The sequence below is a fragment of the Bradyrhizobium zhengyangense genome, assembly GCF_022012435.1.
GTDB lineage: Bacteria > Pseudomonadota > Alphaproteobacteria > Rhizobiales > Xanthobacteraceae > Bradyrhizobium > Bradyrhizobium zhengyangense.
Genome location: NZ_JAKLUA010000023.1, coordinates 70,639 through 94,888, shown reverse-complemented (window position 1 = coordinate 94,888; position 24,250 = coordinate 70,639). Strand labels below are relative to the sequence as shown.

Genomic DNA, 24,250 nt, shown 5'->3' with positions numbered 1-24,250 from the left:
CGCAGCAGCGTCCCGCGGCTCTGAAATTCCTTCAGAAGGCGCTTGTAGTCGATGTCGAAGCCGAGAGTTTTCGCCGTCGCGTAAAGATTGGCCCCGTCGATGAAGAGCGCGATCTTGTTGGTAGGGGAAGGTGACATTCAGTTTGCTCGCGTAGTGTGTTCGTGATTGATCGTTTTATTGTTGGCGCAGCGGCAGCATGCCGCGCAGTTCAAAATGCTGCCGAAACCCGTCGAAACCGCAAATCCGGAGAAGTCGGGGCAATCAAGGTATAGTTATGGCGGCCCTGCTTACCCCCGGCGCCGCCCTCAAGGCAGCCCGGGAAACCACCCATCCCAGCCCCAATGTGGGGGTAGCAGAGCCGTTTGGCGAGGCCAAATCACAAATTGGCCTTGCGAAAACGGCCCGGTCCCTATAACTAGCCCGGATCATCCACATATTTCGTCCCACCCACAACGGAGCGACAGTCTATGGCTCGCGTCACCGTAGAAGATTGTATCGACAAGGTCGACAACCGGTTTGACCTGGTCCTGCTGGCCGCCCACCGTGCCCGCATGATTTCGTCCGGTTCACAACTAACGGTTGACCGCGATAACGACAAGAACCCTGTTGTATCTTTGCGCGAAATTGCCGACACGACCATCTCGCCGGAGGACCTCCGCGAGGAGCTGGTGCACTCCCTCCAGAAGTTTGTCGAGGTCGACGAGCCCGAGCCGGACACGGTTCCGCTGATCGGCTCCGCCGGCGCCAGCGTCGATGCGGACGATACCGAAGTCGCCGTGGAGCGCATGACCGAAGAGGAGCTCCTGAAGGGTCTCGAAGGTCTCGCGCCGCCGGAAGAGCAGCCCGAAGAGGACGAGTAATCGTCTTAACTCGCGATCGTCGAATTCTTGTGATCTTATCAAAGGCCCGAACCCGCGTTCGGGCCTTTGCTTTTGTTGGCGTTTTCGTGGTTACCATAGCATTGCCGGTTGACGCCGCGCCTGTCAGTGAATTGATCGGCCGCGGCCGCGATCGGAGCTTAGGATGTATACAACGGGCCGCTTCCTGGTCCGTTTGAAGGCAGGACGGCATGGTGTATCGACGCCGCAGACACACGCAGATGCAGGCCGCAACCGAATCGGTTGCCGTAGCCCCGACTGCGCCGGTGGCACGGCCGGTGAAGCCGCGGGCGCGGATGATGCGTCAATATGACCTTGTCGAGCGCGTGCGGTCCTACAATCCGAATACCAACGAAGACCTGCTGAACCGCGCCTATGTCTACGCCATGAAGGCGCATGGGTCGCAGACCCGCGCCTCCGGTGATCCCTATTTCTCGCACCCGCTCGAAGTGGCGGCGATTCTCACCGATTTGAAGCTCGACGACGCCACCATCGTCGCCGCGCTGCTGCACGACACGATCGAGGATACGGAGGCGACGCGCGCCGAGATCGACCAGATCTTCGGCCCCGAGATCGGCGCGCTGGTCGAGGGCCTGACCAAGCTGAAGCGGCTCGAATTGGTCTCGCGCGAGGCCAAACAGGCCGAGAACCTGCGCAAATTGCTGCTGGCGATCGCCGACGATGTCCGCGTGCTCCTGGTCAAGCTCGCCGACCGCCTGCACAACATGCGCACGCTCGATTTCGTGCCGACGGAATCACGCCGGCGCATTGCCGAGGAGACGCTCGACATCTATGCGCCGCTGGCCGGGCGCATGGGCATGCAGGAGATGCGCGAGGAGCTGGAGGACCTCTCCTTCCGCACCCTCGACCCCGAAGCCTATACGGTCGTGATGCAACGGCTCGATGCGCTCGCCGAGCGCAACCGCAATCTGATCGGCGAGATCGAGGACCAGCTCTCCAACAATCTGCGTCACCGCGGCCTGGGGGCGAGGGTCTATGGCCGCCGCAAGAAGCCGTTTTCGATCTGGACCAAGATGGAGCGCAAATCGGTCGGCTTTGAGCAGCTGTCCGACATCTTCGGCTTCCGCGTCGTCGTCAACGACATCGAGGCCTGCTATCGCGCGCTCGGCATCGTCCACACCACCTGGCCGGTCGTGCCGGGGCGGTTCAAGGACTACATCTCGACGCCGAAGCAGAACGATTATCGTTCGATTCACACGACGGTCATCGGCCCCGGCAACCAGCGCGTGGAGCTGCAGATCCGCACCGAGGCGATGGACCAGATCGCCGAGCGCGGCATCGCCGCGCATGTCTTCTACAAGGAAGGCGTGGGCTCGCCGACCGAATTCCTGAAACGTGAGTCCAACGCGTTCGCCTGGCTGCGCCACACAATCGGCATCCTCTCGGAGAGTGCCAATCCGGAAGAGTTCCTCGAGCACACCAAGCTCGAGCTGTTCCACGACCAGGTGTTCTGCTTCACCCCCAAGGGCAAGCTGATCGCGCTGCCGCGCCACGCCAATGTGATCGACTTTGCCTATGCCGTGCACACCGACGTCGGCAACAGCGCGGTCGGGTGCAAGATCAACGGCAAGTTCGCGCCACTGTCCTCGGAGCTGCAGAACGGCGACGAGGTCGAGGTGCTGACCTCGGAAGCGCAATCAGCCCCACCCTCGGCCTGGGAGACGCTCGCCGTCACCGGCAAGGCGCGCGCCGCGATTCGCCGCGCCACGCGGACCGCTGTGCGCGATCAATATGTCGGCCTCGGCCGGCGTATCGTCGAGCGCCTGTTCGAGCGCGCCAAGATCGAATACGCCGACGACAAGCTCAAGGGCGCGCTGCCGCGGCTGGCGCGCACCTCGATCGAGGACGTCATGGCGGCTGTGGGGCGCGGCGAGATCAAGGCCTCCCATGTCGCGCGCGCGATGTATCCTGACTACAAGGAAGAGCGTGTCGCTCGCTACGGCGTCAAGAAGGGTGCGCTCGCGGCCAAGGTCAAGGAGAAGTCGCCCGAGCCGTCGCGTAGTCCGGTCGCGATCCCGATCGGCGGAAACAATTCCGCCCTGCCGGTGAAGTTCGCGCCGAACGGCGGTGCCGTGCCGGGCGACCGCATCGTGGGCATCGTCACGCCGGGCGAGGGGATCACGATCTATCCGATCCAGTCGCCGGCGCTGAAGGATTTCGAGGAAGAGCCGGAGCGCTGGCTCGACGTCCGCTGGGACATCGAGGACTCCGCGCCGCAGCGCTTCCCGGCGCGGATCAAGGTCGAGAATGTCAACGAGCCCGGCGCGCTGGCGCAGATCGCGACCGTGATCGCCGAGCACGACGGCAATATCGACAATATCAGCATGCATCGCCGCTCACCCGACTTCACGGAGACGACGATCGATCTCGAAGTCTACGATCTCAAGCATTTGAGTGCGATCCTGGCCCAGCTGCGCGCCAAGGCGGTCGTCGCCAAAGTCGAACGTGTTAATGGATAGGCGCCTGTCGTCGTCGCCTGTTGCTCCGATCTCGTGAGTCCTGAAATGCCTGCATCTCCGCTCCGCCTCGGCGTTAATATCGATCACGTCGCGACCGTCCGTAACGCCCGCGGCGGACGTCATCCCGATCCGGTCCGCGCCGCGCTGCTGGCGATCGAGGCCGGCGCCGACGGCATCACGGCGCATTTGCGCGAGGACCGCCGGCACATCCGCGACGAGGACATGGCGCGGCTGAAGGCCGAGATCTCCAAGCCGCTGAACTTCGAGATGGCAGCGACCGACGACATGATGCGGATCTCGCTCGCCACCAAGCCGCATGCGGTGTGCCTGGTGCCGGAGCGGCGCCAGGAGGTGACGACCGAAGGCGGGCTAGATGTGGTTGGCCAGCACAATGCGCTCGCGCCCTACATCGCTCGGCTGAACGATGCCGGCATCCGGGTTTCGCTGTTCATCGCCGCCGATCCCGCGCAGATCGCGATGGCGGCACGGTTGCGCGCGCCTATGATCGAGATCCACACCGGGGCCTGGTGCGATGCCGTCACCGACGGCCACACCGACAAGGCCGAGGCCGAATGGCAGCGGATCGTGGCGGGCGTGAAACTGGCGAAGGACGCGGGCCTCGAGGTCCATGCTGGGCATGGGCTCGACTACGCGACGGCGGAGAAGATCGCGGCGCTGCCCGAGATCATGGAGCTCAATATCGGCTACTACATGATCGGCGAGGCGCTGTTCGTCGGTCTTGCCGAGACGGTGCGCAAGATGCGCGCGGCGATGGATCGCGGCCGGAGCCGGGCATGATCATCGGCATCGGCTCCGACTTGATTGACATCACCCGCGTGGCCAAGGTGATCGAGCGTCATGGCGAGCGTTTCCTCGATCGCATCTTCACCGCGGCCGAGCGCGCCAAGGCGGAGCGGCGGGCCAAGAACGAGAAGATGGTGGTGGCCACCTATGCCAAGCGCTTTGCCGCCAAGGAGGCCTGCTCCAAGGCGCTCGGCACCGGCATCCGGCAGGGTGTCTGGTGGCGTGACATGGGGGTGGTCAATCTGCCCGGAGGGCGGCCGTCCATGCGGCTGACCGGCGGCGCGCTGGCCCGGCTTCAGGCCATGACGCCTGATGGTTTCGAGGCCCAGATCGATCTATCGATCACCGATGACTGGCCGTTGGCGCAGGCGTTCGTGATCATTTCCGCCGTGCCGCTGGCCAAGTCCTGAATGCCCAACGGTCAATTTATAATTCGTGTTAAAGATCAATGATTTACGAGTTTTTGATGCGATCCTTGATTGCGTGGCCTGCGACAACCGTCTAAAAGTTCGCGGACGCAAATCAGGCTGGGCGAATTCGGCTTTACGCCGGAATTGGCCCTCACTATCAGAATCAGGACAATCTCCTTGGGCCGCGAACCGGTGGGCCGTTCGCGGGGGGAGGGCGTTCTGTGATCGCCGGCCGGAATTGAGAGAGCAATGAGCGTGACTTCAGGAACTAAAACTGAGAGCGGCGTCGGCGAAACGATCCGTGTCGTGATCCATGCTCTCCTGATCGCGCTGGTAATCCGCACCTTCCTATTTCAGCCGTTCAACATCCCCTCCGGCTCAATGAAGGCAACGCTGCTGGTCGGCGACTATCTGTTCGTCTCGAAATATTCCTACGGCTACAGCCACTATTCGATCCCGTTCTCGCCGCCGCTGTTCTCGGGGCGGATCTGGGGCTCGGATCCGCACCGCGGCGACATCGTCGTGTTCCGCTTGCCGAAGGACGACACCACCGACTACATCAAGCGGGTGATCGGCCTGCCCGGCGACCACATCCAGATGAAGGACGGTCTGCTCTACATCAACGACACCCCGGTCGAGCGCCAGCGTATGAGCGAATTTGTCGGCGAGGATCCCTGCGGCTCCGAGGGCGGCGGCATCTCGCGGGTGAAGCGCTGGAAGGAAACGCTGCCGAACGGCGTCTCCTACGAGACGCTCGATTGCGCCGACAACGGCTATATGGACAACACCAATGTCTATACCGTGCCGCCCGGCCATTTCTTCATGATGGGTGACAACCGTGACAACTCCACCGACAGCCGCTTCCTCGGCCAGGTCGGCTATGTGCCGGCTGAAAATCTGATCGGCCGCGCCCAGATGATCTTCTTCTCCATCGGCGAAGGCGAGCATGCCTGGATGTTCTGGCGCTGGCCGTGGTCGGTGCGCTGGAATCGCTTCTTCAAAATCGTCCGATGAAAGACGAAGCCAAGGACATCGCGACCCAATCGATCGAGGCGCAAGCCGCTCCTGAGAGCGAAGCTGCAACCAAGGCGCTTGCGAGCAAGACTCTCGAGAGTAAGGCGTCCGAAAGCAAGACGCCTGCGAAGAAGAAGCGGACGCGGAGCAGCAAGACCAAGGATAAGGCCAAAGCGGCGGCCGATGCGAACGCGGCGCTCGAGGCCCGCATCGGCCACCATTTCTCGGACCCGAACCTGCTGATGCAGGCGATCACGCATGTCTCGGCGCTGAAGTCCGGGCGCAAGCGCGGTGACAGCTATCAGCGGCTGGAGTTCCTCGGCGACCACGTGCTTGGGCTCGTCGTCTCCGACATGCTCTATCATGCCTTCCCGAATGCCGATGAGGGCGAGTTGTCCAAGCGGCTTGCCGAACTCGTGCGCAAGGAAAGCTGCGCCGACGTCGCCAAGTCGCTCGGTCTGCTCGACGACATCAAGCTCGGCTCGGTCGGCTCCAGCGCCGATGCCCGCCTGCGCAAGTCGATCCTCGGCGACATCTGCGAGGCCGTGATCGGCGCCATCTTCCTCGACGGCGGCCATGCGGCGGCGGACGAGTTCGTCAAGCGCAACTGGACCGAGCGCATGCACAAGCCGCGGCGTCCCTTGCGCGATCCCAAGACCGTGCTCCAGGAGTGGGCGCAAGGGAAGGGGCTGCCGACGCCTGTCTATCGCGAGGTCGAGCGCACCGGTCCGCATCACGATCCGCAGTTCCGCGTCGCCGTCGATCTGCCGGGGCTGGCGCCGGCCGAAGGGATCGGCGGCAGCAAGCGCGCGGCGGAAAAGGTGGCAGCTTCAGTCATGATCGAACGTGAAGGCGTTGGCGGCGGCAATGACGGTTGAAACAAGCGGCGAGGTGCCCCCTGCGACGCGCTGCGGTTTCGTCGCCCTGATCGGCGCGCCCAATGTCGGCAAGTCCACCCTGGTCAATGCGCTGGTCGGAGCCAAGGTCACGATCGTCTCGCGCAAGGTGCAGACCACGCGTGCGCTGATCCGCGGCATCGTGATCGAGAACAACGCGCAGATCATCCTGGTCGACACGCCCGGTATCTTCCTGCCCAAGCGAAGGCTCGACCGCGCCATGGTCTCGACCGCCTGGAGCGGAGCGCATGACGCCGACCTCGTCTGCGTGCTGCTCGATGCGAAGACCGGTATTGACGAGGAGGCCGAGGCGATCCTCGCCAAGGCTGCCAGCGTCAATCACGACAAGATTCTGGTCATCAACAAGGTCGATCTGGTCCAGCGCGAGAAACTCTTGGCGCTGGCGCAGGCCGCCAACGAGCGCATGAAGTTCGTCAAAACCTTCATGATCGCGGCGATCTCGGGCGACGGTGTCGACGACATCCGCACTACGCTTGCCGAGATGGTGCCGCCGGGGCCATACCTCTATCCCGAAGACCAGATGTCGGACGCGCCGATGCGGCAACTGGCGGCCGAGATCACGCGCGAAAAAATCTATCAGAAGCTGCATCAGGAATTGCCCTACCAGTCGACGGTCGAGACCGACAAATGGGAGGAGCGCAAGGACAAGTCGGTGCGCATCGAGCAGACGATCTTCGTGGAGCGCGAAAGCCAGCGCAAGATCGTGCTAGGCAAGGGCGGCGCCACCATCAAGTCGATCGGTGCGGACTCGCGCAAGGAACTGATGCAGATCCTGGACGTGCCAGTGCATCTGTTCCTGTTCGTCAAGGTGCGCGAGAACTGGGGTGACGACCCCGATCGCTACCGCGAGATGGGCCTGGAATTCCCCAAAGAATAAGCAAGAACAGATCGGCTACCGATGAGCGTGCCTCGTAACGTCCAGCGCTTCGAAGCGCTGCTCTATGCCTCGCTGATGCTGGACGCCTTGTCGGTGGCGGTGCAGGACCGCACGCCCTCCATCGAGATGACTGAGCAGATGATCATGACGGCGACGCTGCTCGCTGGCGGGATGATCCTGCTATTGGTCTATTTCGTCTGGCTGGCTGCGCATTGGCGCAAGAACTGGCCGCGCTGGGTGCTGGCGGCGGCGCTGGTGCTGTCGGTGATCTCGCTCGGCCAGATCCTCGGCGAGCGCGGCCTCGAACTCGACAGCGCCATCGAGATCGTGTCCTGCGTGCTGACGGCGTTCGGGCTGTACTTCTCCTTCACCGGCGATGCCCGGGGCTGGTTCAACGCCTAGATCCATCGCGAAAATGCGTGGGCACGCTTCGCTTTGCCCACCCTACGACAGCTCGAAATGCGGTAAGCTTTCCTCCATGGAGTGGACCGACGAAGGCATCGTGCTGGGCGTGCGGCGGCATGGCGAGAGCAGCGCCATCGTCGAACTGTTGACGCGCCAGCACGGCCGGCATCTTGGCCTGGTGCGTGGCGGGGCCAGCTCGCGGCTGCGGCCGCTCTTGCAGCCCGGCAACAGCGTCAGCGCGGTGTGGCGGGCGCGGCTCGACGAGCATCTCGGCACCTATGCGATCGAGGGATTGAAGCTGCGCGCGGCCACGCTGCTGGGATCGTCTCACGGGGTCTACGGCGTCACCCATCTGGCCTCGATTGCGCGGCTGCTGCCCGAGCGCGATCCGCACGAGGACATCTTTGGGCTGCTCGAACATTCGCTCGACGATTTCGACGACATCGGCAGCGCGGCCGTGCATCTCATCCATTTCGAGCTGGCCATGCTCTCCGAGCTCGGCTTTGGGCTGGCACTCGAAAACTGCGCGGTGACCGGGGAGACCACGGATCTGATCTATGTTTCGCCGAAATCGGGCGGCGCGGTCTCGCGCGGCGCGGGCGAGCCGTGGCGCGACCGGCTGCTTCGGCTGCCGCCGTTCCTGCGCCGTGGCGAAGCTGCGCACGACCTTACCGACGAGGATCTCCAGGACGGCTTTCGGCTGACCGGTCTGTTCCTGCTGCGCCATGTGCTGGAGCCGCGCGGGCAGGGTCATTCCGACGCGCGGGCCGGCTTCATTAACGCCCTGACCCGGCAGCAGGCCAAGGCGGCGCTTCCCGCGCCATAAATGGGTGCGCTCCCAGCGCCATGAACCGACCGCTTGTCTGCCTTGCCGCAGAACATGGTGTTTCTCCGGAACGAAACCGGGGTGTTTGAGTTGGCCCCGCAGGTTCCACAACGGGGACAAGCCAAATGTTGATCAGGGGATTCGCGCTGACCGCAGCGCTGCTCGCGATTGCGCCCGATGCCATGGCCGGTGAGCCGCAACCGGGGGTATTTCGGCGGGCCTCCTGCACCGTTGTTCGGTACTATGTGGCGAAATATTCCGCTGCGGCGGCAGAGACATGGGCGCGGTCCCATGGCGCAACCGACGCCGAGATCGAGGCGGCCCGCCGCTGCGTCGCCAACATGCCGGCGACGCCTCCGGCCAAGGTCCAGCCGACCGTGACGGCAGGCTGGGCAGGGCAGTAGAAGCCCACAGGGAACCACTCCATCCTTGCCCGATTCGCTTCCACGGTTTAACCGGGCGGCATGGGAAAACGAATCGTTCCGCCGGAAGAACCGGCCGAAATTCATGAGGTCCGGCTGCAGGAAGCGCTGGAAGAGCGCTATCTTGCGTATGCGCTCTCCACCATCATGCATCGCGCGCTGCCCGACGCGCGCGACGGCCTGAAGCCTGTCCACCGGCGCATCCTTTACGGCATGCGCCTGCTCAGGTTGGACCCGGGCACACCGTTCAAAAAATCCGCCAAGATCGTCGGCGACGTGATGGGCTCGTTCCATCCGCATGGCGACCAGGCCATCTACGACGCCATGGTGCGTCTGGCGCAGGACTTCTCCTCGCGCTACCCGCTGGTCGACGGCCAGGGCAATTTCGGCAATATCGACGGCGATAATCCGGCCGCCTACCGCTACACCGAAGCGCGCATGACCGACGTCGCGCGGCTTCTGCTCGAGGGCATCGACGAGGACGGCGTCGAGTTCCGTCCCAACTATGATGGCCAGTCCAAGGAGCCGGTGGTGCTGCCCGGCGGCTTCCCGAACCTGCTCGCCAACGGCGCGCAGGGTATCGCGGTCGGCATGGCGACCTCGATCCCGCCGCACAATGCTGCCGAACTCTGCGACGCCGCGCTGCATCTGATCGAGAAGCCCGACGCGAAGTCCAAGGCGCTGATGAAATGGGTCAAGGGGCCCGATTTTCCGACCGGCGGCATCTGCGTCGATTCCAAGCAGGCCATTGCTGAAGCCTATACCACGGGTCGAGGCTCCTTCCGCGTTCGCGCCCGTTGGGAACAGGAGGAGGGCAATCGCGGCACCTGGGCCGTCGTCGTCACCGAAATCCCCTTCCTGGTGCAGAAGTCGCGCCTGATCGAGAAGGTCGCCGAGCTGCTGGACCAGAAGAAGCTGCCGCTGGTCGGCGACATCAGGGACGAGTCGGCCGAAGACGTCCGCATCGTGATCGAGCCGAAGTCGAAGAACGTCGATCCGGCGCTGATGATGGAATCGTTGTTCCGGCTGACAGAGCTTGAAAACAAGATTCCGCTGAACCTCAACGTGCTGATCAAGGGCCGCGTCCCTAAAGTGGTGGGGCTCGCGGAGTGCCTGCGCGAATGGCTCGACCATCTGCGCGATGTGCTGATCCGCCGCAGCAATTACCGCAAGGCGCAGATCGAGCACCGCCTGGAAGTCCTCGGCGGCTTCCTGATCGCCTATCTGAATATCGACAAGGTGATCAAGATCATCCGCACCGAGGATGAGCCGAAGCCCGCCTTGATGAAGGAGTTCAAGCTCACCGAGGTGCAGGCCGAAGCCATCCTCAACATGCGCCTGCGCTCCTTGCGCAAGCTCGAGGAAATGGAGATCCGCACCGAGGACAAGAACCTTCGCGCCGAGCTCAAGGGCATCAACGCGGTGCTCGCGTCCGAGCCCGAGCAGTGGAAGAAGGTCAGTGAGCAGGTCGGCAAGGTCCGCGACATGTTCGGGCCGAAGACGCCGCTCGGCAAGCGCCGCACCACTTTTGCCGACGCGCCCGAGCACGATCTCGCCGCGATGGAGGAAGCCCTCGTCGAGCGCGAGCCGGTGACGGTCGTCGTCTCCGACAAGGGCTGGATCCGCACCATGAAGGGTCATGTCGAGGATCTCTCGGGCCTGGCCTTCAAGCAGGACGACAAGCTCGGCTTCGCCTTCTTTGCCGAGACCACGTCGAAGCTCTTGCTGTTCGCCACCAACGGCAAGTTCTATTCGCTCGATGTTGCGAAGCTGCCGGGCGGCCGCGGTCACGGCGAGCCGATCCGCCTGTTCATCGACCTCGAGCAGGAGGCGGCGCCTGTTGCGCTGTTCGTCAACAAGGGCGGTCGCAAATTCCTGGTCGCGAGCCACGAAGGCCAGGGCTTTGTCGTCAACGAGGACGATTGCGTCGGCACCACCAAGAAGGGCAAGCAGGTCCTTAATGTCGATATGCCGAACGAGGCGCGCACGGTCACAGAGGTGATCGGCGACACCGTTGCGGTCATCGGCGAGAACCGCAAGATGCTGATCTTCCCGCTTGACCAGGTGCCGGAGATGGCACGCGGCCGTGGCGTGCGCTTGCAGAAGTACAAGGACGGCGGCCTCTCCGACGTCGCTGTCTTCGAGGCCAAGGCTGGCCTCACCTGGAGGGACTCCGCGGGTCGCGAATTCTCCGCGACCATGAAGGAGCTTGCGGAGTGGCAGGGCACCCGCGCCGACGCCGGCCGCCTGCCGCCCAAGGGCTTCCCCAAGTCGAACAAGTTCGGCAGGGTGATCGGGTAGGCGGGCTCTCATGTTCCTGACGTGCAGCAATGCTCCTGCAATGCTGCAGCGGTCTGCACGGTCTGATACCGTCCGCCTTGCAGGTCTTTGGGAATGTCGAGAAGTAGCGCGATGTACGATGTCATTGTTGTCGGCGGCGGCTCGGCCGGTGCCGCGGTTGCGGCACGGCTCTCCGAGGATCCGTCGCGGCGAGTCCTACTGCTCGAAGCAGGGCTGGACTGGCGCGCTGACGAGGCGCCCTGGGAAGTCAGGACGCCAAACCCGATCCCGATCATTCACAAGCGCGAGTATCAGGAGAAATGGCAGTGGCCCGATCTCTTGACGCGCCGCGTCGCCGGGCAGGAGCCGCGCTTCTACTGGCGCGGCAAGGGGCTCGGCGGCTCCTCGATGATGAATGGCCAGATCGCCATCCGCGGCGTTGCCGATGCCTTCGACGAATGGGCGGCCAATGGCTGCACCGGCTGGTCGGCCAGGGAGGTGATGCCGCTCTTCTCCGTGATCGAGGATGATTTTGAATTTGGCGACGCCGACGGACACGGTCGCGGCGGGCCGCTGCCGGTCTATCGTGCACCGCCCGAGAAATGGGGCCCGATCGATCGCGGCTTGCGCGATGCAGCGCTGGCAAGCGGCTATCCCTGGTGCGCCGATCTCAACGGCACTGACGGTGAGGGCGTCGCCTGCTATCCCATCAACAGCCGCGACAGCCGCCGCATCACCACCAATGAGGGCTATCTGGAGCCCGCGCGCGGCCGCACCAATCTGGAAATCCGCGGCCGGATGCTGGTCGATCGCGTGCTGATCAGCGAGGGAAGGGCGACCGGAGTCCGCGTTCACACCGAGGGGCAGGGCACCAGCGAGATCAGCGCACGCCAAATCGTGCTCTGCGCCGGCGCGATCCACAGCCCGGCGATCCTGCTGCGCTCGGGCATTGGTCCAGCGGACGAGCTGAAGGCGATGGGGATCGCGGTCGAGCGCGATCTGCCGGTCGGCCGCCACTTCTTCGATCACCCGCTGTTTCGCGCCACCATCCAGCTCCACGAAGATCTGCGGCCGACCGATCCGGACACTCGCCACACCAATTGCTGCGTGACCTATTCCTCGGGTCTCGCCCATGGCGGCAAGCGCGACATGATCCTGATCGCGTTCAATCATCGCGGCATCGGCATGCCCGGAGCGATCGGCGCCGGCCTGTTCAATGCGTATTCACGCGGCACCCTCAAGCTTGCCTCGACCGATCCTGATATCGATCCGGTCGTCGAGGAAAACATGCTCGCCGATCCGCGCGACATGCTGCGCATGATGGATGCGGTGAAGCGCCTTGCCGTGATCACCTCCCAGCCGGCACTATCGGGCATCGCCGACTGGATCAGGCTCGCCGACACGGATCTGACATTGCCGCAGGCTGCTCGCCTGCCGGATCACGAGCTTGATGCGCTGCTGCGCCGTGAAACCGGCGATATCCAGCACGCCGCCGGCAGTTGCCGCATGAGCGGCGTCAATGATGCCGACGGTGTCGTCAATCCTGATGGCACGGTAAAGGGCATCTCGGGCCTGCGCATCGCCGATGCCTCGATCATGCCGTTCGACTGCCGCGCCAACACGCACTTCACGACGGTGGTGATTGGGGAGGCAATCGCGCGGATGATGATGCGGTAGTTCGACTGCGGTTGCCTCCGCGTCATTGCGAGCAGGCGGCGAGGCCGTCGTTCTCCAGTTTCATATTCCGAGAACATTGACTTGGATCAAGGCTGCCTGTGGCCAAAGTGCACGAGCATTATGAGGCTTCGAGGAAGCCCCAATGCGCACGTTGGTTTTGACGATTCTGACATTGAGTGTCGCTTTTGCAGCAGGGCATGCTCGGGCCCAGACCTATGATCCGGCGTTTCCCGTTTGCTTGCGGGTCGTTTCTTGGGGAGGCGGCTCTTACTATAAATGCGCCTACCAAACGATGGGCCAATGCCGGGCAGCAGCTAACGGTCAGTCGTGCAGCCTCAACCCATATTATGCTGGCGCGAAGGCCGGGGTGAGACGGAATGATCCGCGATCAAGCGCTCGCGCGCCTGCTGAGATCAGGCCGCACGCGCTACCTGAGCCACGGCCCCGCGCCCGGACCGGACCGTGCGATCATGGCGTCGAGGCCTATTACGGGGCTTGCCAAGGTTACGCGCCCGGCGAGAAAGAACGCTTTATCGAGAGTACAAGGCGTTTCATGTAACGCTACGGGTGACGGCCGGATCGCGTGCCGCTTTAGCGGCCGAACCGGACGCGACGAACACGCTTAGATCACCCCCGCCATCCGCAACGCCACGCCGGCGGCGCAACTGCCGGCGAGCACCGTCAGCATCCCCAGCTTGAAGCGGAAGATCGCGGTCGCGGCCGCGATCGACAGCACGAGCGCGGGAAGGTCGACGCTCTTCAGGACAGGCATATCGAAATCCAGCGGGAAGGCGTGCACCGGCACGGTCTCGCGGAATAGCGTGTGCAGCGCGAACCAGATCGAGAGGTTGAGGATCACGCCGACCACGGCGGCGGTGATCGCACTCAGCGCGCCTGCAGGGCCCGTATTGCCCCGCAGTCGCTCGATGTAGGGAGCACCGACGAAGATCCAGAGGAAGCAGGGCGTGAACGTGACCCAGGTGGCGAGCAGCCCGCCGAGCGTTGCCGCCAGCATCGGCGACAGCCCGCCCGGATCGCGATACGCCGCCATGAAGCCCACGAACTGGAGCACCATGATGAGCGGGCCCGGTGTGGTCTCGGCCATGCCGAGGCCGTCGAGCATCTCGTGCGGCTTCAGCCAGTGATAATGCTCAACGGCCTGCTGGGCGACGTAGGCCAGCACGGCATAGGCGCCGCCGAAGGTGACCAGCGCCATCTTCGAGAAGAACAAGGCGATCTGGCTGAATACGCTTGCTTGGCCGAGCGCCAGGAGCAGTCCGATCACCGGGACAAGCCACAGGGACAGCCAGAGCGCAGCGGTGCGGATCGCACGCGCGGTGTCCGGACGCACATGTGCGGGCACGGCTTCGCCAAGCATGCTGTCGATGACCGCGCCGTTGCCGCCATGGCCGTGAGCAGACGGCGCGAACTCGGTGCGGCCGGCGCGGGCGCCGGCATAGCCGATGAGGCCGGCGGCGATGATGATGACCGGGAAGGGGACCGCGAAGAAGAAGATCGCGACGAAGGCGATCGCGGCCAGCGCGATCATGACGCGATTCTTCAGCGCGCGCTTGCCGACGCGGAACACGGCTTCGACGACGATGGCGAGCACGGCAGCCTTCAGGCCGAAGAACAGCGCCTCGACGAAGCTGACATTGCCGTAAGCCGCGTAGATATAGCTCAGGCCCATAATGGCGATGATGCCGGGCAGGATGAACAGCCCGCCCGCCATCAGCCCGCCCGCGGTGCGATGCATCAGCCAGCCGATATAGGTGGCGAGCTGTTGCGCCTCGGGTCCCGGCAGCAGCATGCAGTAGTTCAGCGCGTGCAGGAAGCGGCCTTCGGAGATCCACTTCTTCTCCTCGACCAGGATGCGGTGCATCACCGCGATCTGGCCCGCGGGGCCGCCGAAGCTCAGGGACGCGACGCGGAGCCAGACGCGAAAGGCTTCGCCGAAGCTGATGCCGTGACCGGCATCAGCTCCTGCTTGAACATTGCGCGTATCCATTTACGCCTTCACCTTATTGGTCGGCCAGTTGTGGGTCTCGGCCGTGGCGTCGCGGCACCAGCGATAGAAGGCGTCGTAGAGCAGCATGCCGGCCTCGAGCTGCTCGAGGTCGTCATCGTACATGCGTGACAGCCCGAGCGAGGCCGCGAGCAGGCCTGGTGCTTCCGGCGCCAGGTCCGGCCGTGCCGTGTCGGCGCCGCGCACCAAAGTGGCGAGCCGCAGCAGCGCCGGCGTGGCAACGCCGAACTCCTCGATCATCACGTCGAAGGTGCAGAGCTCGCCACGGTGGCTCCAGAACACGTTCTCGATGTCGAAGGGCGCAGCTTTGAAGCGCTCGCCCACGGCGACCACCTCGGACGGCGCGACAAACAAGAACACCGCATTCGGATCGACGAAGCGGCGGATCAGCCAAGGGCAGGCGATGCGGTCGACCTTCGGCCGCGCACGCGTGACCCAGACGGTGCGCCCCTTAGCGTCGCGCGGCGGCAGTTTTCGCGTGTCGAGCAGCGGCAGATTTGCTTCTTTCCAGCCTTCGAAGCCGCCCTCCAGCGTTTCCGCCTCGGCGCCAAGCTGGCGCAACCAAGCCGCCGTGCCTTGCGCGAGCTTTGCTCCGCGGAGGCAGGAGACGATGGCCCGGCGGCCGGCAAATTCGCCGCCCCATTCGGCAACCGTCTCGTGGCTGAGTCTGATCGAGCCGGGGATTAGCCGCCGGTCGGCGGCAAAATCGTCGTCGGTGCGGACGTCGATCAGCACAGGAGCATTGGCCGTGCCAATCAGGCGGGCCATTTTATCGGATGATATGGTCGTGAATGTAGGCATGGTGTTGCGTCCTCGCAAAAACCGAACGGGACGCGATACTTGGGCATGTCGCCTCGTGGGGAGATCGCTCAAATCCCCATGGCCCTGATTACAGCGAAACCGCGTCGGCCTGTCAATCGCCTGATACCATGGCATTGGATGACATGTGGCTCGGGCCTAGAGTGCGTGGGAGCGGAATTCTGCGGCAGGATCGGGGTTGATCCTCGGTCGCGGCAAGAAGGCGCTGCCAGGAGGGACCAAGGATGACACACAAGTTCAAACTCGCTCTCGCCATCGCGGCGCTCGCCCTGTCCGCCCAGGCTGCGTTGGCGCAGAAACCGGGTGTCGAGAAACTTTACATCATGAATTGCGGGGAGGGCGCCGCCGGCGACATCGGGCGCTGGTCTCCCGGGGTAAACGAAGGCAAGTCGATGGACTTCGTCGACACCTGCTATCTGATCAAGCACGCGAAGGGCTGGTTCTTGTGGGACACCGGCATTCCCGACGCCGTGGCCGCGATGCCCAACGGGCTTGTGCCCGCCGATCCGAAGGCGGTGACCTGGAAGCGGCCGAAGACGCTTGCGTCGCAGCTCGAGCAGGTCGGCGTGAAGCCGGCCGACGTCAAGGCGATGGGCGTCTCGCACACGCATCCCGACCATATCGGCAATGTCGAGATGTTCCCGCAGGCGACCCTCTACGTGCAGAAGGCGGAATATGAGTGGCCCGGCGCCAACAACGAGCCACGCTTCAAGCCCTCGCATCCGGTCGAGCTGCTCTCCGGCGACAAGGACGTGTTCGGCGACGGCAACATCACCATCCTCTCGACGCCTGGCCATACGCCGGGGCACCAATCGCTGATGGTGCGCCTGCCGAAGACCGGCGTGGTGGTGCTCTCAGGCGATGCCGTTCATTTCAAGGACAATTGGGACAACCGCCGCGTTCCCAGCATGAACGCCAACAAGGAGCTGACCACAGCCTCGATGCAGAAGATCGCCGACACGCTCGACAAGGAAAAGGCGCAGCTCTGGATCAACCACGACAAGGTCCAGCGCGACGGCCAAAAGATGTCGCCGGAGTTTTACGAGTAGGTTCCGCCGGCATCCCTGTTGCCATAAAGGTGGCAGCAGGGATGTGCTAGGCGCCTCCAAACGCCCCGGGACAGGAGGCCAAGCGTGGGAGAGTGGCTCGGGGTTGCTATCGCGCTTGTCTCGAGCAGCGTCGGCGGCACCGCTGCCGCGATCACACGCTATCTTGTGACCGGTGCCGATCCGGTCATGCTGGCAATCCTGCGCTGGGGGATTGGCTTCCTCTGCCTGCTGCCGTGTGCGCTTCTGCTCGGCGTGCGCTGGCCGCAGCGGTCGGATTGGCCGGCGGTGATGGCGCTCGGCATCTGCTTCTTCGGCCTGTTCTTCATCCTCTACAATATCGCGGTCTCCTACACGACTGCCGCGCGCGCCAGCCTCGCGCTGGCGACGCTGCCGCTTCACACCATGGTGGTCGGTGCGATCCTTGGCGTCGAGCGGCTGACGTTACGGAAGCTCATTGGCGTCGGCGTCGCGGTGCTGGGCGTTGCGGCGGCGCTGGCCGTGGGCCTCGCACAGAGCCCGCCTGGATCCTGGCGCGGCGAGCTGATCATGACCGGTGCCGTGTTCTGCATGGCGTTCTACAACGTGCTGTCGCGGCCGCTGATGCAGCGTTCCAGCGCGCTCGGCTTTCTCACGGTCGGGATGGGCGCGGGCGCTTTGGTGCTGGTGCTCGTGGGACTTGCGAAGGGCAGCTTTGCCGCGCTCGATCACTTCACGATGGCGCAGTGGATTGCCGGACTCTATCTCGGCGCCGGTGGCGGCGCGCTCGCCTTCATCCTCTGGGTCATGGCGCTAGCGCGCGCGACGCCAACGCGCGTTGCCAACACGATGACGGTCAATCCGATCGCGGCGACCTTGCTGGCGGCGCTGCTGATCGGCGAGCCGATCACGCCAAATCTCCTGATTGGCCTCGTTGCCGTGTTCGCCGGCATCTGGATCGCGACCAGCCAGCCGAAGCTGGCCTAGCTTTTCGGCGCGGTGACCGGTGGTGGGCTTGCCTCCGGCGTCTTCTTTGGCTTCAGGGAGCCAGCGTAGAACGAGACCAGCCACACCAACAGCACGGCGAGGAGATAGACGCCCCAGGCCTGTGGTGGCGTCATGGCCCAGCGTATGAGGCCTTTGAATGTGCGGGGCGGGGTTTTGTCGTCGGTCATGCCGCGCTTGTGCGCGAAAGCGGCGGCACGGTCAATCCGGTCGCTTCTCTGCACGGATCAGGAAGAGCGCAGCCAACGCCGACAGGCTGAGCGCGGACGAGACCATTAGCACCTTGGCGCCCATCACGTCGATCAGCAGGCCGAAGGCCAGCGGCGCGATGGCCTGTGCCATCCGCGCCGGCGCGCCGATGACGCCGAGGCGGTAGCCGAAATCCTTCGGGCCGAAGATCGCGAGCGGCAGCGTCCCGCGCGCGATGGTCAAAATGCCGTTGCCGGAGCCGTGCAGCAGCGCAAAGGCAGTCGCCGCCGGCGCGCCGAAGATGGCGACGACGGCAGCTCCGATCGGGTGGGTGACGCAGGCAAGCCGGGTCGACCACAGCGGATGGAAGCGGGAGAGGACGCTCGCCTCGAGAATGCGCGCGATCACCTGGGCCGGGCCGATCAGCGCACCGGCCGCGATCGCCTCGACATGGGTCGCGCCGGTCGCTTCAAGGATACGCGGGAAATGCACCGCCATCGCGCCGGTGACGGTCCAGACCGCGGCGAAGACGAAGGCGAGCAGGATCATGGTGCGATCCAGCGGCAGGTGCGGCTTCTCCGCTGTCGTCGCTGCCTGTTTGGCGCCCTTGATCGAAGGCAGCATGAAGAAATTGAGTGGCAGGCCGATCAGGATGTTGGCGGTGGCCCAGGCGAAGCACGTCTCGCGCCAGCCTATATGGGCGAGCCCCCAGGCGGTGAGCGGCCAGCCGACTGTCGAGGCGAATCCGGCCATCAAGGTGATGCCGGTAATCGAGCCGCGCGCCTCGGTGCCGTAGATGCGGCCGAGCGCAGCGAAGGCGGCGTCGTAAAGGCCCATCGCCATGCCGATGCCGAGCACGAACCAGGCAAACGTCATCACCGCGACGGACTGGGAGAGGCCAAGCAGCGCCAGGCCGGCGGCGATGGTCAGGTTCGAGGCGGATAGCACCTGTCGCCCGCCGACGAGATCGATCTGTCGCCCGATGCGTGGACCCAGCAAGGCTGAGATCACCAGCGAGGCCGAGAACGCGCCAAAAATCCAGTTAGTGGAGATGCCGAGGTCGTGCGCCATGGGATCGGCGAGCAGGGCCGGCAAATAATAGCTGGAGGCCCAGGCCAGGGTCTGCGTCGTGCCGAGCGCAAGGATGATCGGAAGCTGGCGCTGGCTCATGTCCCCGAATTTCTGGGCCTTGGTGTCATCATTTGCATTTGCAGCCTGAGGCGAGAGCGCGTCAACAGCGTTCGCGGCATATTCGACCTGCCGTCGGCGGGAGCCTTGGTTGCGGCCTTTCGTTCGTCACGAATGCACGCCATAATGGCGTATGCAACTCACCTCCCGCCTTGCGTTGATGAACTGGCTGGCCGGCCAGGGGCTCACCGGTCTTCCCGAACCCGAACTCTTGCGCGGCTTCTGTGAGCGCTGTCGCGCCGAGGGGCTGGAACTCTCGCGCGGCCTCGTCGTCATCGACACCTTGCATCCGATCTACGAGGGGCGTGCCTTCCGCTGGAGCGACACGCCGACCAACGAGAGCGATGTCATCGAATACGGCTCGACGGCCGAGGGCGATGCGGCCAAGAACTGGCGTCGCTCGGTATTCTATCATCTGCTCGAGCACGGCCACGACGAGATGGTGCTCGACCTCGCCGACGCGCCCTCGCTCGACTTCTCGCAGATCGGCGAGCTCGCCGAAAACGGTCACCGCCATTTCCTGGCCTTCGTGCACCGCTTCGGCGAGAGCGGAGCGCTCGGGCAGATGGACTGCCTCTACTCCTACTGGACGACGCGACGCGACGATGGCTTTACCGAAGCCGGGCTCGCCGCGCTGCGCGATCTCGTGCCGGTGCTGGGACTTGCGATCAAATCGGCGCAGCAGGTCGATATCGTGCGGACGCTGGGGCGGGTCTATCTCGGGCGCGATGCCTCGGAGCAGGTCCTGCGCGGGCGCATCTCGCGCGGCGTCACCGAGCGCATCAAGGCCGTGCTCTGGTATTCGGACCTGCGCGGCTCGACCGGGATCAGCGAGAGTATCGGGCCGGACGAGATCATCCCGTTCCTCAACGATTATGCCCAGGCCGTGATCGATGCGATCCACGAGGCCGGCGGCGATGTGCTGAAGCTGATCGGCGACGGCGTGCTTGCGATGTTCTGGGGCGAGGATATGGCCGATGCGCGACGGGCCGCGCTGCGGGCCGAGCATCTGTTTCGCCAGAATGTCGTGGCACTGAATGCACGCCGGGCGGCGGAGGGCCGTCCGACCACGTCGGCCTATATAGGGCTGCATGTCGGCGAGGTTTTCTACGGCAATATCGGCAGTGAGGACCGGCTCGATTTCACCGTGGTGGGGCCGACCGTGAACGAGGTCAGCCGCATCGCCTCGATGAGCCGTTCGGTCGATCGCGAGTTGCTGGCGTCAGCGGAATTCTACAAGGGTCTGGATGCTGCCGGCCGCCGCTATCTCGTCTCCACCGGCCGCTACGCGCTGCGCGGCATCGGCCGCGCGCAGGATCTCTATACGCTCGATCCTGAGGTTGACGCGAGTGAGCCGGTGACGGGCAGCTACGAGCGCTATCTGGCGAATTAGCAACGCGCCGCCGCTTCGTCCCCCACCATCGCCGGCTGCCGGTCCAGCGCCACCGCCGGCGACAGCCAGATCACCAGCGCCTGTACGCCGAACACGGCGGCCGCAAGGTAGAGGCACGCTTCCGCGCTCCAGAGGCCACCGACGATGGCGCCCAGCGCCGAGCCGAGCGGGCGGGCACCGTAGCTCATGATGTTGATGGCGGAGACGCGCCCCAACAGGCGCGGCGGCGTCACCGACTGGCGCAAGGTGGTGGTCGAGATCACCCACAGGATCGGCCCAACGCCGAGCAGGAAGAAGCTCAAGGCCGCAAGCCACGGCGAGGGCACCAGCACCGTCATCGCCATCACCACAGCGGCAACGAAACCGGTGACCGGGCCGAGGCCGACCACGGTGCCGAAGGCGATGCGCTTCATGACGCGGGTGGCGAACAGCGCGCCGATCACCATGCCGACGCCGTACATCGTCAGCACCGTACCGACACCGGCGGCGGTCAGACCGAGATGACGCACGGCGTAGGGGACGAACACCGCAATCTGCAAGAACCAGCCGGTGTTGAAGATGAATTGGGTGATGAACACCGGCCGCAGCAGCGGATGGTGGAAGACGAAACCGGCGCCCTCGCGAATGTCCTGGAACGGATGGCGTCGCGGGGTAGGCGCCCGCGCGGGTTCGTAGAGGCCCGAGAGCAGCACCACAGCGATCGCCGAGAGTGCCGCGGCAAAGCCGAAGGCCGGGCTTGCGCCCCACCATCCCACCAGTGCGCCGCCAAGCGCGGGACCGCTGGCGAAGGCAACGGTGCGCGCAAGTTCGATGCGAGCGTTCGCAGCCGGCAGCAACTCCGCGCCCACCAGCGAGGGCACCAGCGCCGGCGCGGCGACACTGTAGACGACCGTGCCGCAGACGGCGGCAAAGCCGAGCAGCGCCAGCAGCGGCAGATTGAGCTCGCCGAGTGCGAGCAGGAGAACGATGGCCGCCAGCGCTGCCGCGCGTAGCGCCTCGGCACCCGCCATCAGCGCGCGGCGGGAGATACGGTCCGCAAGCAGGCCGGCCGGAATGGCGAACAGGACGAACGGCAGTGTGAGCGCGGTCTGCAGCACGCCGGTCTGGCCCTCGGCCACCCCCAGCGTCAGCACCGCGACGATCGGGGCCGCGGCCAACGCGATCTGTTCGGCGGATTGCGCCGCGAGGTTTGACCAGGCGAGGCGGTTGAAAGTGTCGGGGAGACGGGGCGGATTTGACATGGCTCATTTCCTGCAAAGTCTTGATGGCGCCAGTATCCGCTCCCGGCGCCGGTCAAACCCACCCGCTTCCCGACAGGATCGGGCAAAGCCGGGGTGGCGGTGGGAACCAATGCGGCTAGATGCAGTTGCAAATGAGTTGCAATAAGCCTCGACTTCGGTATTCTCACCTCATGGATGCCCGATCGCCCGATCTGACCCAGGACCTGACCCACGATGCTGCCGGCTGGCGCACCGACGCGCCGGCCACCAAGAGCCTCGCCGAGGTGAATGCCACTGTCGCCATCCCCGCGGCGGGAGCGTGGTGGCGACGGCTGCTCGCCTTTGTCGGCCCGGGCTACATGGTCTCGGTCGGCTATATGGACCCCGGCAATTGGGCGACCGACCTCGCCGGCGGATCGAGGTTCGGCTACACGCTGCTCTCGGTCATCCTGCTCTCGAACCTGATGGCGATCCTGCTGCAGTCGCTGGCGGCGCGGCTCGGCATCGTCACCGACCGCGATCTGGCGCAGGCCTGCCGCGCCACCTATTCGCCCGCTGTGAATTTTTTGCTCTGGCTCGCTTGCGAAGCGGCCATCATCGCGTGCGATCTGGCTGAGGTGATCGGCACCGCGATCGCGCTAAAACTTCTGTTCGGCATTCCCTTGGTCGGCGGCGCGCTGATCGCCGCGCTTGATGCGTTCCTGCTGCTCGTCCTGATGAACCGCGGCTTCCGCTTCCTCGAAGCCTTCGTGATGGCGCTGCTGGCCGTGATCGCGGTCTGCTTCGCGGTCCAGATCGTGGCTGCGGCGCCGCCGGTCGCCGAGGTGCTGCGCGGCTTTACGCCGAAGAGCGAGATATTCACCAATTCCGAGATGCTCTACATCGCGATCGGCATCATCGGTGCGACCGTAATGCCGCACAATCTCTATCTGCATTCCTCGATCGTGCAGACGCGCGCCTATGCGCGCAACGAAGAGGGGCGCCGCGACGCGATCAAATGGGCGACCACGGATTCCACCATCGCGCTGATGCTGGCGCTGTTCATCAACGCTGCGATCCTCATCGTCGCGGCCGCGACCTTCCACACCAGCGGGCATTCCGACGTCGCCGAGATCGGCCAGGCATTTGAGCTGCTCTCGCCGCTGCTCGGCCTCGGCATCGCCTCGACATTGTTCGCGGTGGCGCTGCTGGCCTCGGGCCTCAATTCAACCGTCACCGCGACGCTCGCCGGCCAGATCGTGATGGAGGGCTTTCTCGATTTGCGCCTGCCGAGCTGGGCCCGCCGCCTCGTCACGCGCGGCATCGCCATTATTCCGGTGATCGTCGTCACCGCGATCTATGGCGAACGGGGGACTGCGGATTTGCTGGTGTTCAGCCAGGTCGTGCTGTCGATGCAGCTTCCGTTCGCGGTGATCCCGCTCGTCCGCTTCGTCTCCGACCGCCGCAAGATGGGGCAGTTCGCGATCGCACGCTATGTCGCTGCGACCGCGTGGATCGTCGCCGGCGTGATCGTGGTTTTGAACGTGAAGCTGCTGGTGGATACGCTGTTCGGGTGAGCGTGTTTAATCCTGCGGCTCGGACGCCCCATCGCCCTGCGCGTCGATGCGCAGCCAGCCTGAGGGGGCAAGGCGCTGCTGCGGCAGGAAGCGGGCCTTGTAGTCCATCTTCTTGGAGCCCTCGATCCAGTAGCCGAGATAGACGTAGGCCAGGCCTTGGCGGCGCGCGCGAGCGATGTGGTCGAGGATCATGAAGGTGCCCATCGAGCGGGAGACCTGGCCCGGCTCGAAGAACGAATAGACCATCGACAGGCCGTCGCTGAGCACGTCGGTGAGCGCCACCGCGATCAGCTCCTCGCCGCGACCGGTGAGGCCGCTGTCGGGGCCGCGCCTGCGGTACTCGATGATGCGGGTCTCGACATGGCTGTCCTCGACCATCATGGCGTAGTCAAGCACTGTCATGTCGGCCATGCCGCCATGGCGGTGGCGGGCGTCGAGATAGGCGCGGAACACCGAATATTGCTCAGAGGTCGGCACCGCGCTGCGCTGCTCGCCGATGATGTCGGCATTGCGCGCCATCACCTTGCGGAAATTGCGGGACGGGCGGAATTCGTTGGCGACGACCCGGACCGAGACGCAGGCCCGGCATTGGTCGCAGGCCGGCCGGTACGCGATCGACTGGCTGCGGCGGAACCCGCCATGGGTCAGGAGATCGTTGAGGTCACCGGCGCGTTCCCCCACGAGGTGCGTGAACACCTTGCGCTCATGCCGGCCCGGCAGATACGGGCAGGGGGACGGCGCCGTGAGGTAAAATTGTGGGGTGTCGCGCGAGTGCTGGGTCAAGGGACGTCGTGGGCCTCCGAAGTGGGTATCAGCATCGCGCTACGAAAGCTCCCGGT

The 24,250-nt window shown here is 64.7% G+C and carries 24 protein-coding genes; 17 read left to right on the top strand and 7 right to left on the bottom strand.

Annotated features, from left to right (window positions below):
- Positions 1-137 (bottom strand): NYN domain-containing protein (locus L6637_RS37715; protein ID WP_237873965.1); only part of this gene is annotated, 137 nt, incomplete at its 3' end.
- A gap of 330 nt (positions 138-467) precedes the next feature.
- Between L6637_RS37715 and rpoZ the strand changes: the two genes are divergently transcribed.
- The 13 genes from rpoZ (at position 468) to L6637_RS42710 (ending at position 13,549) form a co-directional block, all read left to right on the top strand.
- A complete protein-coding gene (rpoZ, locus tag L6637_RS37710) occupies positions 468-860 on the top strand; it encodes a DNA-directed RNA polymerase subunit omega (RefSeq protein WP_008133017.1) in 393 nt (130 codons plus the stop codon).
- Between the two features lie 209 nt (positions 861-1,069).
- Entirely contained in the window at positions 1,070-3,358 is a 2,289-nt protein-coding gene (locus L6637_RS37705) for a RelA/SpoT family protein (RefSeq protein ID WP_237861683.1), read from the top strand.
- A gap of 45 nt (positions 3,359-3,403) precedes the next feature.
- Complete coding sequence (locus L6637_RS37700) at positions 3,404-4,156, top strand: pyridoxine 5'-phosphate synthase (RefSeq protein WP_237873959.1); 753 nt, start codon at positions 3,404-3,406, stop codon at positions 4,154-4,156.
- A complete protein-coding gene (gene acpS, locus L6637_RS37695; RefSeq protein ID WP_237873957.1) occupies positions 4,153-4,572 on the top strand; it encodes a holo-ACP synthase in 420 nt (139 codons plus the stop codon). Before L6637_RS37700 ends, acpS begins: the two co-directional genes overlap by 4 nt.
- 249 nt (positions 4,573-4,821) lie before the next feature.
- Positions 4,822-5,586, top strand: coding sequence for a signal peptidase I (lepB, locus tag L6637_RS37690; RefSeq protein ID WP_237861688.1), 765 nt, complete (start codon positions 4,822-4,824; stop codon positions 5,584-5,586).
- Positions 5,583-6,464 (top strand): ribonuclease III, encoded by an 882-nt coding sequence (rnc, locus tag L6637_RS37685; RefSeq protein ID WP_237861690.1) that lies wholly within the window; start codon positions 5,583-5,585, stop codon positions 6,462-6,464. Before lepB ends, rnc begins: the two co-directional genes overlap by 4 nt.
- Complete coding sequence (gene era / locus L6637_RS37680) at positions 6,454-7,380, top strand: GTPase Era (protein WP_237873954.1); 927 nt, start codon at positions 6,454-6,456, stop codon at positions 7,378-7,380. Before rnc ends, era begins: the two co-directional genes overlap by 11 nt.
- A gap of 21 nt (positions 7,381-7,401) precedes the next feature.
- A complete protein-coding gene (locus L6637_RS37675; RefSeq protein WP_237861694.1) occupies positions 7,402-7,782 on the top strand; it encodes a hypothetical protein in 381 nt (126 codons plus the stop codon).
- A gap of 76 nt (positions 7,783-7,858) precedes the next feature.
- Positions 7,859-8,611, top strand: a complete 753-nt coding sequence (gene recO, locus L6637_RS37670; RefSeq protein WP_237873952.1) for a DNA repair protein RecO — start codon at positions 7,859-7,861, stop codon at positions 8,609-8,611.
- Between the two features lie 125 nt (positions 8,612-8,736).
- Positions 8,737-9,015, top strand: coding sequence for a hypothetical protein (locus L6637_RS37665; protein WP_237873950.1), 279 nt, complete (start codon positions 8,737-8,739; stop codon positions 9,013-9,015).
- Positions 9,016-9,075: 60 nt separating this feature from the next.
- Entirely contained in the window at positions 9,076-11,334 is a 2,259-nt protein-coding gene (gene parC, locus L6637_RS37660; RefSeq protein ID WP_237861700.1) for a DNA topoisomerase IV subunit A, read from the top strand.
- A 111-nt stretch (positions 11,335-11,445) separates the two neighbouring features.
- Entirely contained in the window at positions 11,446-12,990 is a 1,545-nt protein-coding gene (locus L6637_RS37655; RefSeq protein WP_237873948.1) for a GMC family oxidoreductase, read from the top strand.
- A gap of 142 nt (positions 12,991-13,132) precedes the next feature.
- Positions 13,133-13,549 (top strand): DUF3551 domain-containing protein, encoded by a 417-nt coding sequence (locus L6637_RS42710; protein WP_338076890.1) that lies wholly within the window; start codon positions 13,133-13,135, stop codon positions 13,547-13,549.
- Between the two features lie 63 nt (positions 13,550-13,612).
- On the opposite strand, the gene chrA is transcribed toward L6637_RS42710, so the two are convergent.
- Positions 13,613-14,998 carry a chromate efflux transporter gene (gene chrA / locus L6637_RS37645; protein ID WP_237873946.1) on the bottom strand — a complete coding sequence of 462 codons (1,386 nt, stop codon included), beginning with the start codon at positions 14,996-14,998 and terminating at the stop codon, positions 13,613-13,615.
- Positions 14,999-15,817, bottom strand: coding sequence for a chromate resistance protein ChrB domain-containing protein (locus L6637_RS37640; protein ID WP_237873944.1), 819 nt, complete (start codon positions 15,815-15,817; stop codon positions 14,999-15,001).
- 242 nt (positions 15,818-16,059) lie between these two features.
- On the opposite strand from L6637_RS37640, the gene L6637_RS37635 reads away from it, so the two are divergent.
- Entirely contained in the window at positions 16,060-16,884 is an 825-nt protein-coding gene (locus tag L6637_RS37635; protein ID WP_237873942.1) for an N-acyl homoserine lactonase family protein, read from the top strand.
- Between the two features lie 84 nt (positions 16,885-16,968).
- The gene (locus L6637_RS37630) at positions 16,969-17,847 is read left to right on the top strand and encodes a DMT family transporter (RefSeq protein ID WP_237861709.1); all 879 of its coding nucleotides are present in this window, start codon (positions 16,969-16,971) and stop codon (positions 17,845-17,847) included.
- On the opposite strand, the gene L6637_RS37625 is transcribed toward L6637_RS37630, so the two are convergent.
- Together L6637_RS37625 and L6637_RS37620 are read right to left on the bottom strand one after the other, a co-directional pair.
- Positions 17,844-18,035 carry a hypothetical protein gene (locus tag L6637_RS37625; protein ID WP_237861712.1) on the bottom strand — a complete coding sequence of 64 codons (192 nt, stop codon included), beginning with the start codon at positions 18,033-18,035 and terminating at the stop codon, positions 17,844-17,846. The genes L6637_RS37630 and L6637_RS37625 overlap by 4 nt on opposite strands.
- A gap of 31 nt (positions 18,036-18,066) precedes the next feature.
- On the bottom strand, positions 18,067-19,224 hold the full coding sequence (locus L6637_RS37620; protein WP_237861714.1) for an MFS transporter: 1,158 nt from the start codon (positions 19,222-19,224) through the stop codon (positions 18,067-18,069).
- 151 nt (positions 19,225-19,375) lie between these two features.
- Between L6637_RS37620 and L6637_RS37615 the strand changes: the two genes are divergently transcribed.
- A complete protein-coding gene (locus L6637_RS37615) occupies positions 19,376-20,635 on the top strand; it encodes an adenylate/guanylate cyclase domain-containing protein (protein ID WP_237873940.1) in 1,260 nt (419 codons plus the stop codon).
- Here L6637_RS37615 and L6637_RS37610 read toward each other — a convergent pair.
- On the bottom strand, positions 20,632-21,876 hold the full coding sequence (locus tag L6637_RS37610; RefSeq protein WP_237873938.1) for an MFS transporter: 1,245 nt from the start codon (positions 21,874-21,876) through the stop codon (positions 20,632-20,634). The genes L6637_RS37615 and L6637_RS37610 overlap by 4 nt on opposite strands.
- Before the next feature lie 170 nt (positions 21,877-22,046).
- Here L6637_RS37610 and L6637_RS37605 point away from each other — a divergent pair, with 170 nt between their 5' ends.
- On the top strand, positions 22,047-23,411 hold the full coding sequence (locus L6637_RS37605) for an Nramp family divalent metal transporter (RefSeq protein ID WP_237873936.1): 1,365 nt from the start codon (positions 22,047-22,049) through the stop codon (positions 23,409-23,411).
- Between the two features lie 6 nt (positions 23,412-23,417).
- Here the strand turns inward: L6637_RS37605 and L6637_RS37600 are convergent, their stop codons facing one another.
- Entirely contained in the window at positions 23,418-24,194 is a 777-nt protein-coding gene (locus L6637_RS37600) for an arginyltransferase (protein WP_237873934.1), read from the bottom strand.
- Positions 24,195-24,250: the final 56 nt, after the last annotated feature.

Excerpts from the sequence above, each read along its gene's own strand:
- rpoZ (WP_008133017.1), top strand. The coding sequence starts at position 468 with ATGGCTCGCGTCACCGTAGAAGATTGTATCGACAAGGTCGACAACCGG.
- L6637_RS37705 (WP_237861683.1), top strand. The coding sequence starts at position 1,070 with ATGGTGTATCGACGCCGCAGACACACGCAGATGCAGGCCGCAACCGAA.
- L6637_RS37700 (WP_237873959.1), top strand. The coding sequence starts at position 3,404 with ATGCCTGCATCTCCGCTCCGCCTCGGCGTTAATATCGATCACGTCGCG.
- acpS (WP_237873957.1), top strand. The coding sequence starts at position 4,153 with ATGATCATCGGCATCGGCTCCGACTTGATTGACATCACCCGCGTGGCC.
- lepB (WP_237861688.1), top strand. The coding sequence starts at position 4,822 with ATGAGCGTGACTTCAGGAACTAAAACTGAGAGCGGCGTCGGCGAAACG.
- rnc (WP_237861690.1), top strand. The coding sequence starts at position 5,583 with ATGAAAGACGAAGCCAAGGACATCGCGACCCAATCGATCGAGGCGCAA.
- era (WP_237873954.1), top strand. The coding sequence starts at position 6,454 with ATGACGGTTGAAACAAGCGGCGAGGTGCCCCCTGCGACGCGCTGCGGT.
- L6637_RS37675 (WP_237861694.1), top strand. The coding sequence starts at position 7,402 with ATGAGCGTGCCTCGTAACGTCCAGCGCTTCGAAGCGCTGCTCTATGCC.
- recO (WP_237873952.1), top strand. The coding sequence starts at position 7,859 with ATGGAGTGGACCGACGAAGGCATCGTGCTGGGCGTGCGGCGGCATGGC.
- L6637_RS37665 (WP_237873950.1), top strand. The coding sequence starts at position 8,737 with ATGTTGATCAGGGGATTCGCGCTGACCGCAGCGCTGCTCGCGATTGCG.
- parC (WP_237861700.1), top strand. The coding sequence starts at position 9,076 with ATGGGAAAACGAATCGTTCCGCCGGAAGAACCGGCCGAAATTCATGAG.
- L6637_RS37655 (WP_237873948.1), top strand. The coding sequence starts at position 11,446 with ATGTACGATGTCATTGTTGTCGGCGGCGGCTCGGCCGGTGCCGCGGTT.
- L6637_RS42710 (WP_338076890.1), top strand. The coding sequence starts at position 13,133 with ATGCGCACGTTGGTTTTGACGATTCTGACATTGAGTGTCGCTTTTGCA.
- chrA (WP_237873946.1), bottom strand. The coding sequence starts at position 14,998 with ATGGATACGCGCAATGTTCAAGCAGGAGCTGATGCCGGTCACGGCATC.
- L6637_RS37640 (WP_237873944.1), bottom strand. The coding sequence starts at position 15,817 with ATGCCTACATTCACGACCATATCATCCGATAAAATGGCCCGCCTGATT.
- L6637_RS37635 (WP_237873942.1), top strand. The coding sequence starts at position 16,060 with ATGACACACAAGTTCAAACTCGCTCTCGCCATCGCGGCGCTCGCCCTG.
- L6637_RS37625 (WP_237861712.1), bottom strand. The coding sequence starts at position 18,035 with ATGACCGACGACAAAACCCCGCCCCGCACATTCAAAGGCCTCATACGC.
- L6637_RS37620 (WP_237861714.1), bottom strand. The coding sequence starts at position 19,224 with ATGAGCCAGCGCCAGCTTCCGATCATCCTTGCGCTCGGCACGACGCAG.
- L6637_RS37615 (WP_237873940.1), top strand. The coding sequence starts at position 19,376 with ATGCAACTCACCTCCCGCCTTGCGTTGATGAACTGGCTGGCCGGCCAG.
- L6637_RS37610 (WP_237873938.1), bottom strand. The coding sequence starts at position 21,876 with ATGTCAAATCCGCCCCGTCTCCCCGACACTTTCAACCGCCTCGCCTGG.
- L6637_RS37605 (WP_237873936.1), top strand. The coding sequence starts at position 22,047 with ATGGATGCCCGATCGCCCGATCTGACCCAGGACCTGACCCACGATGCT.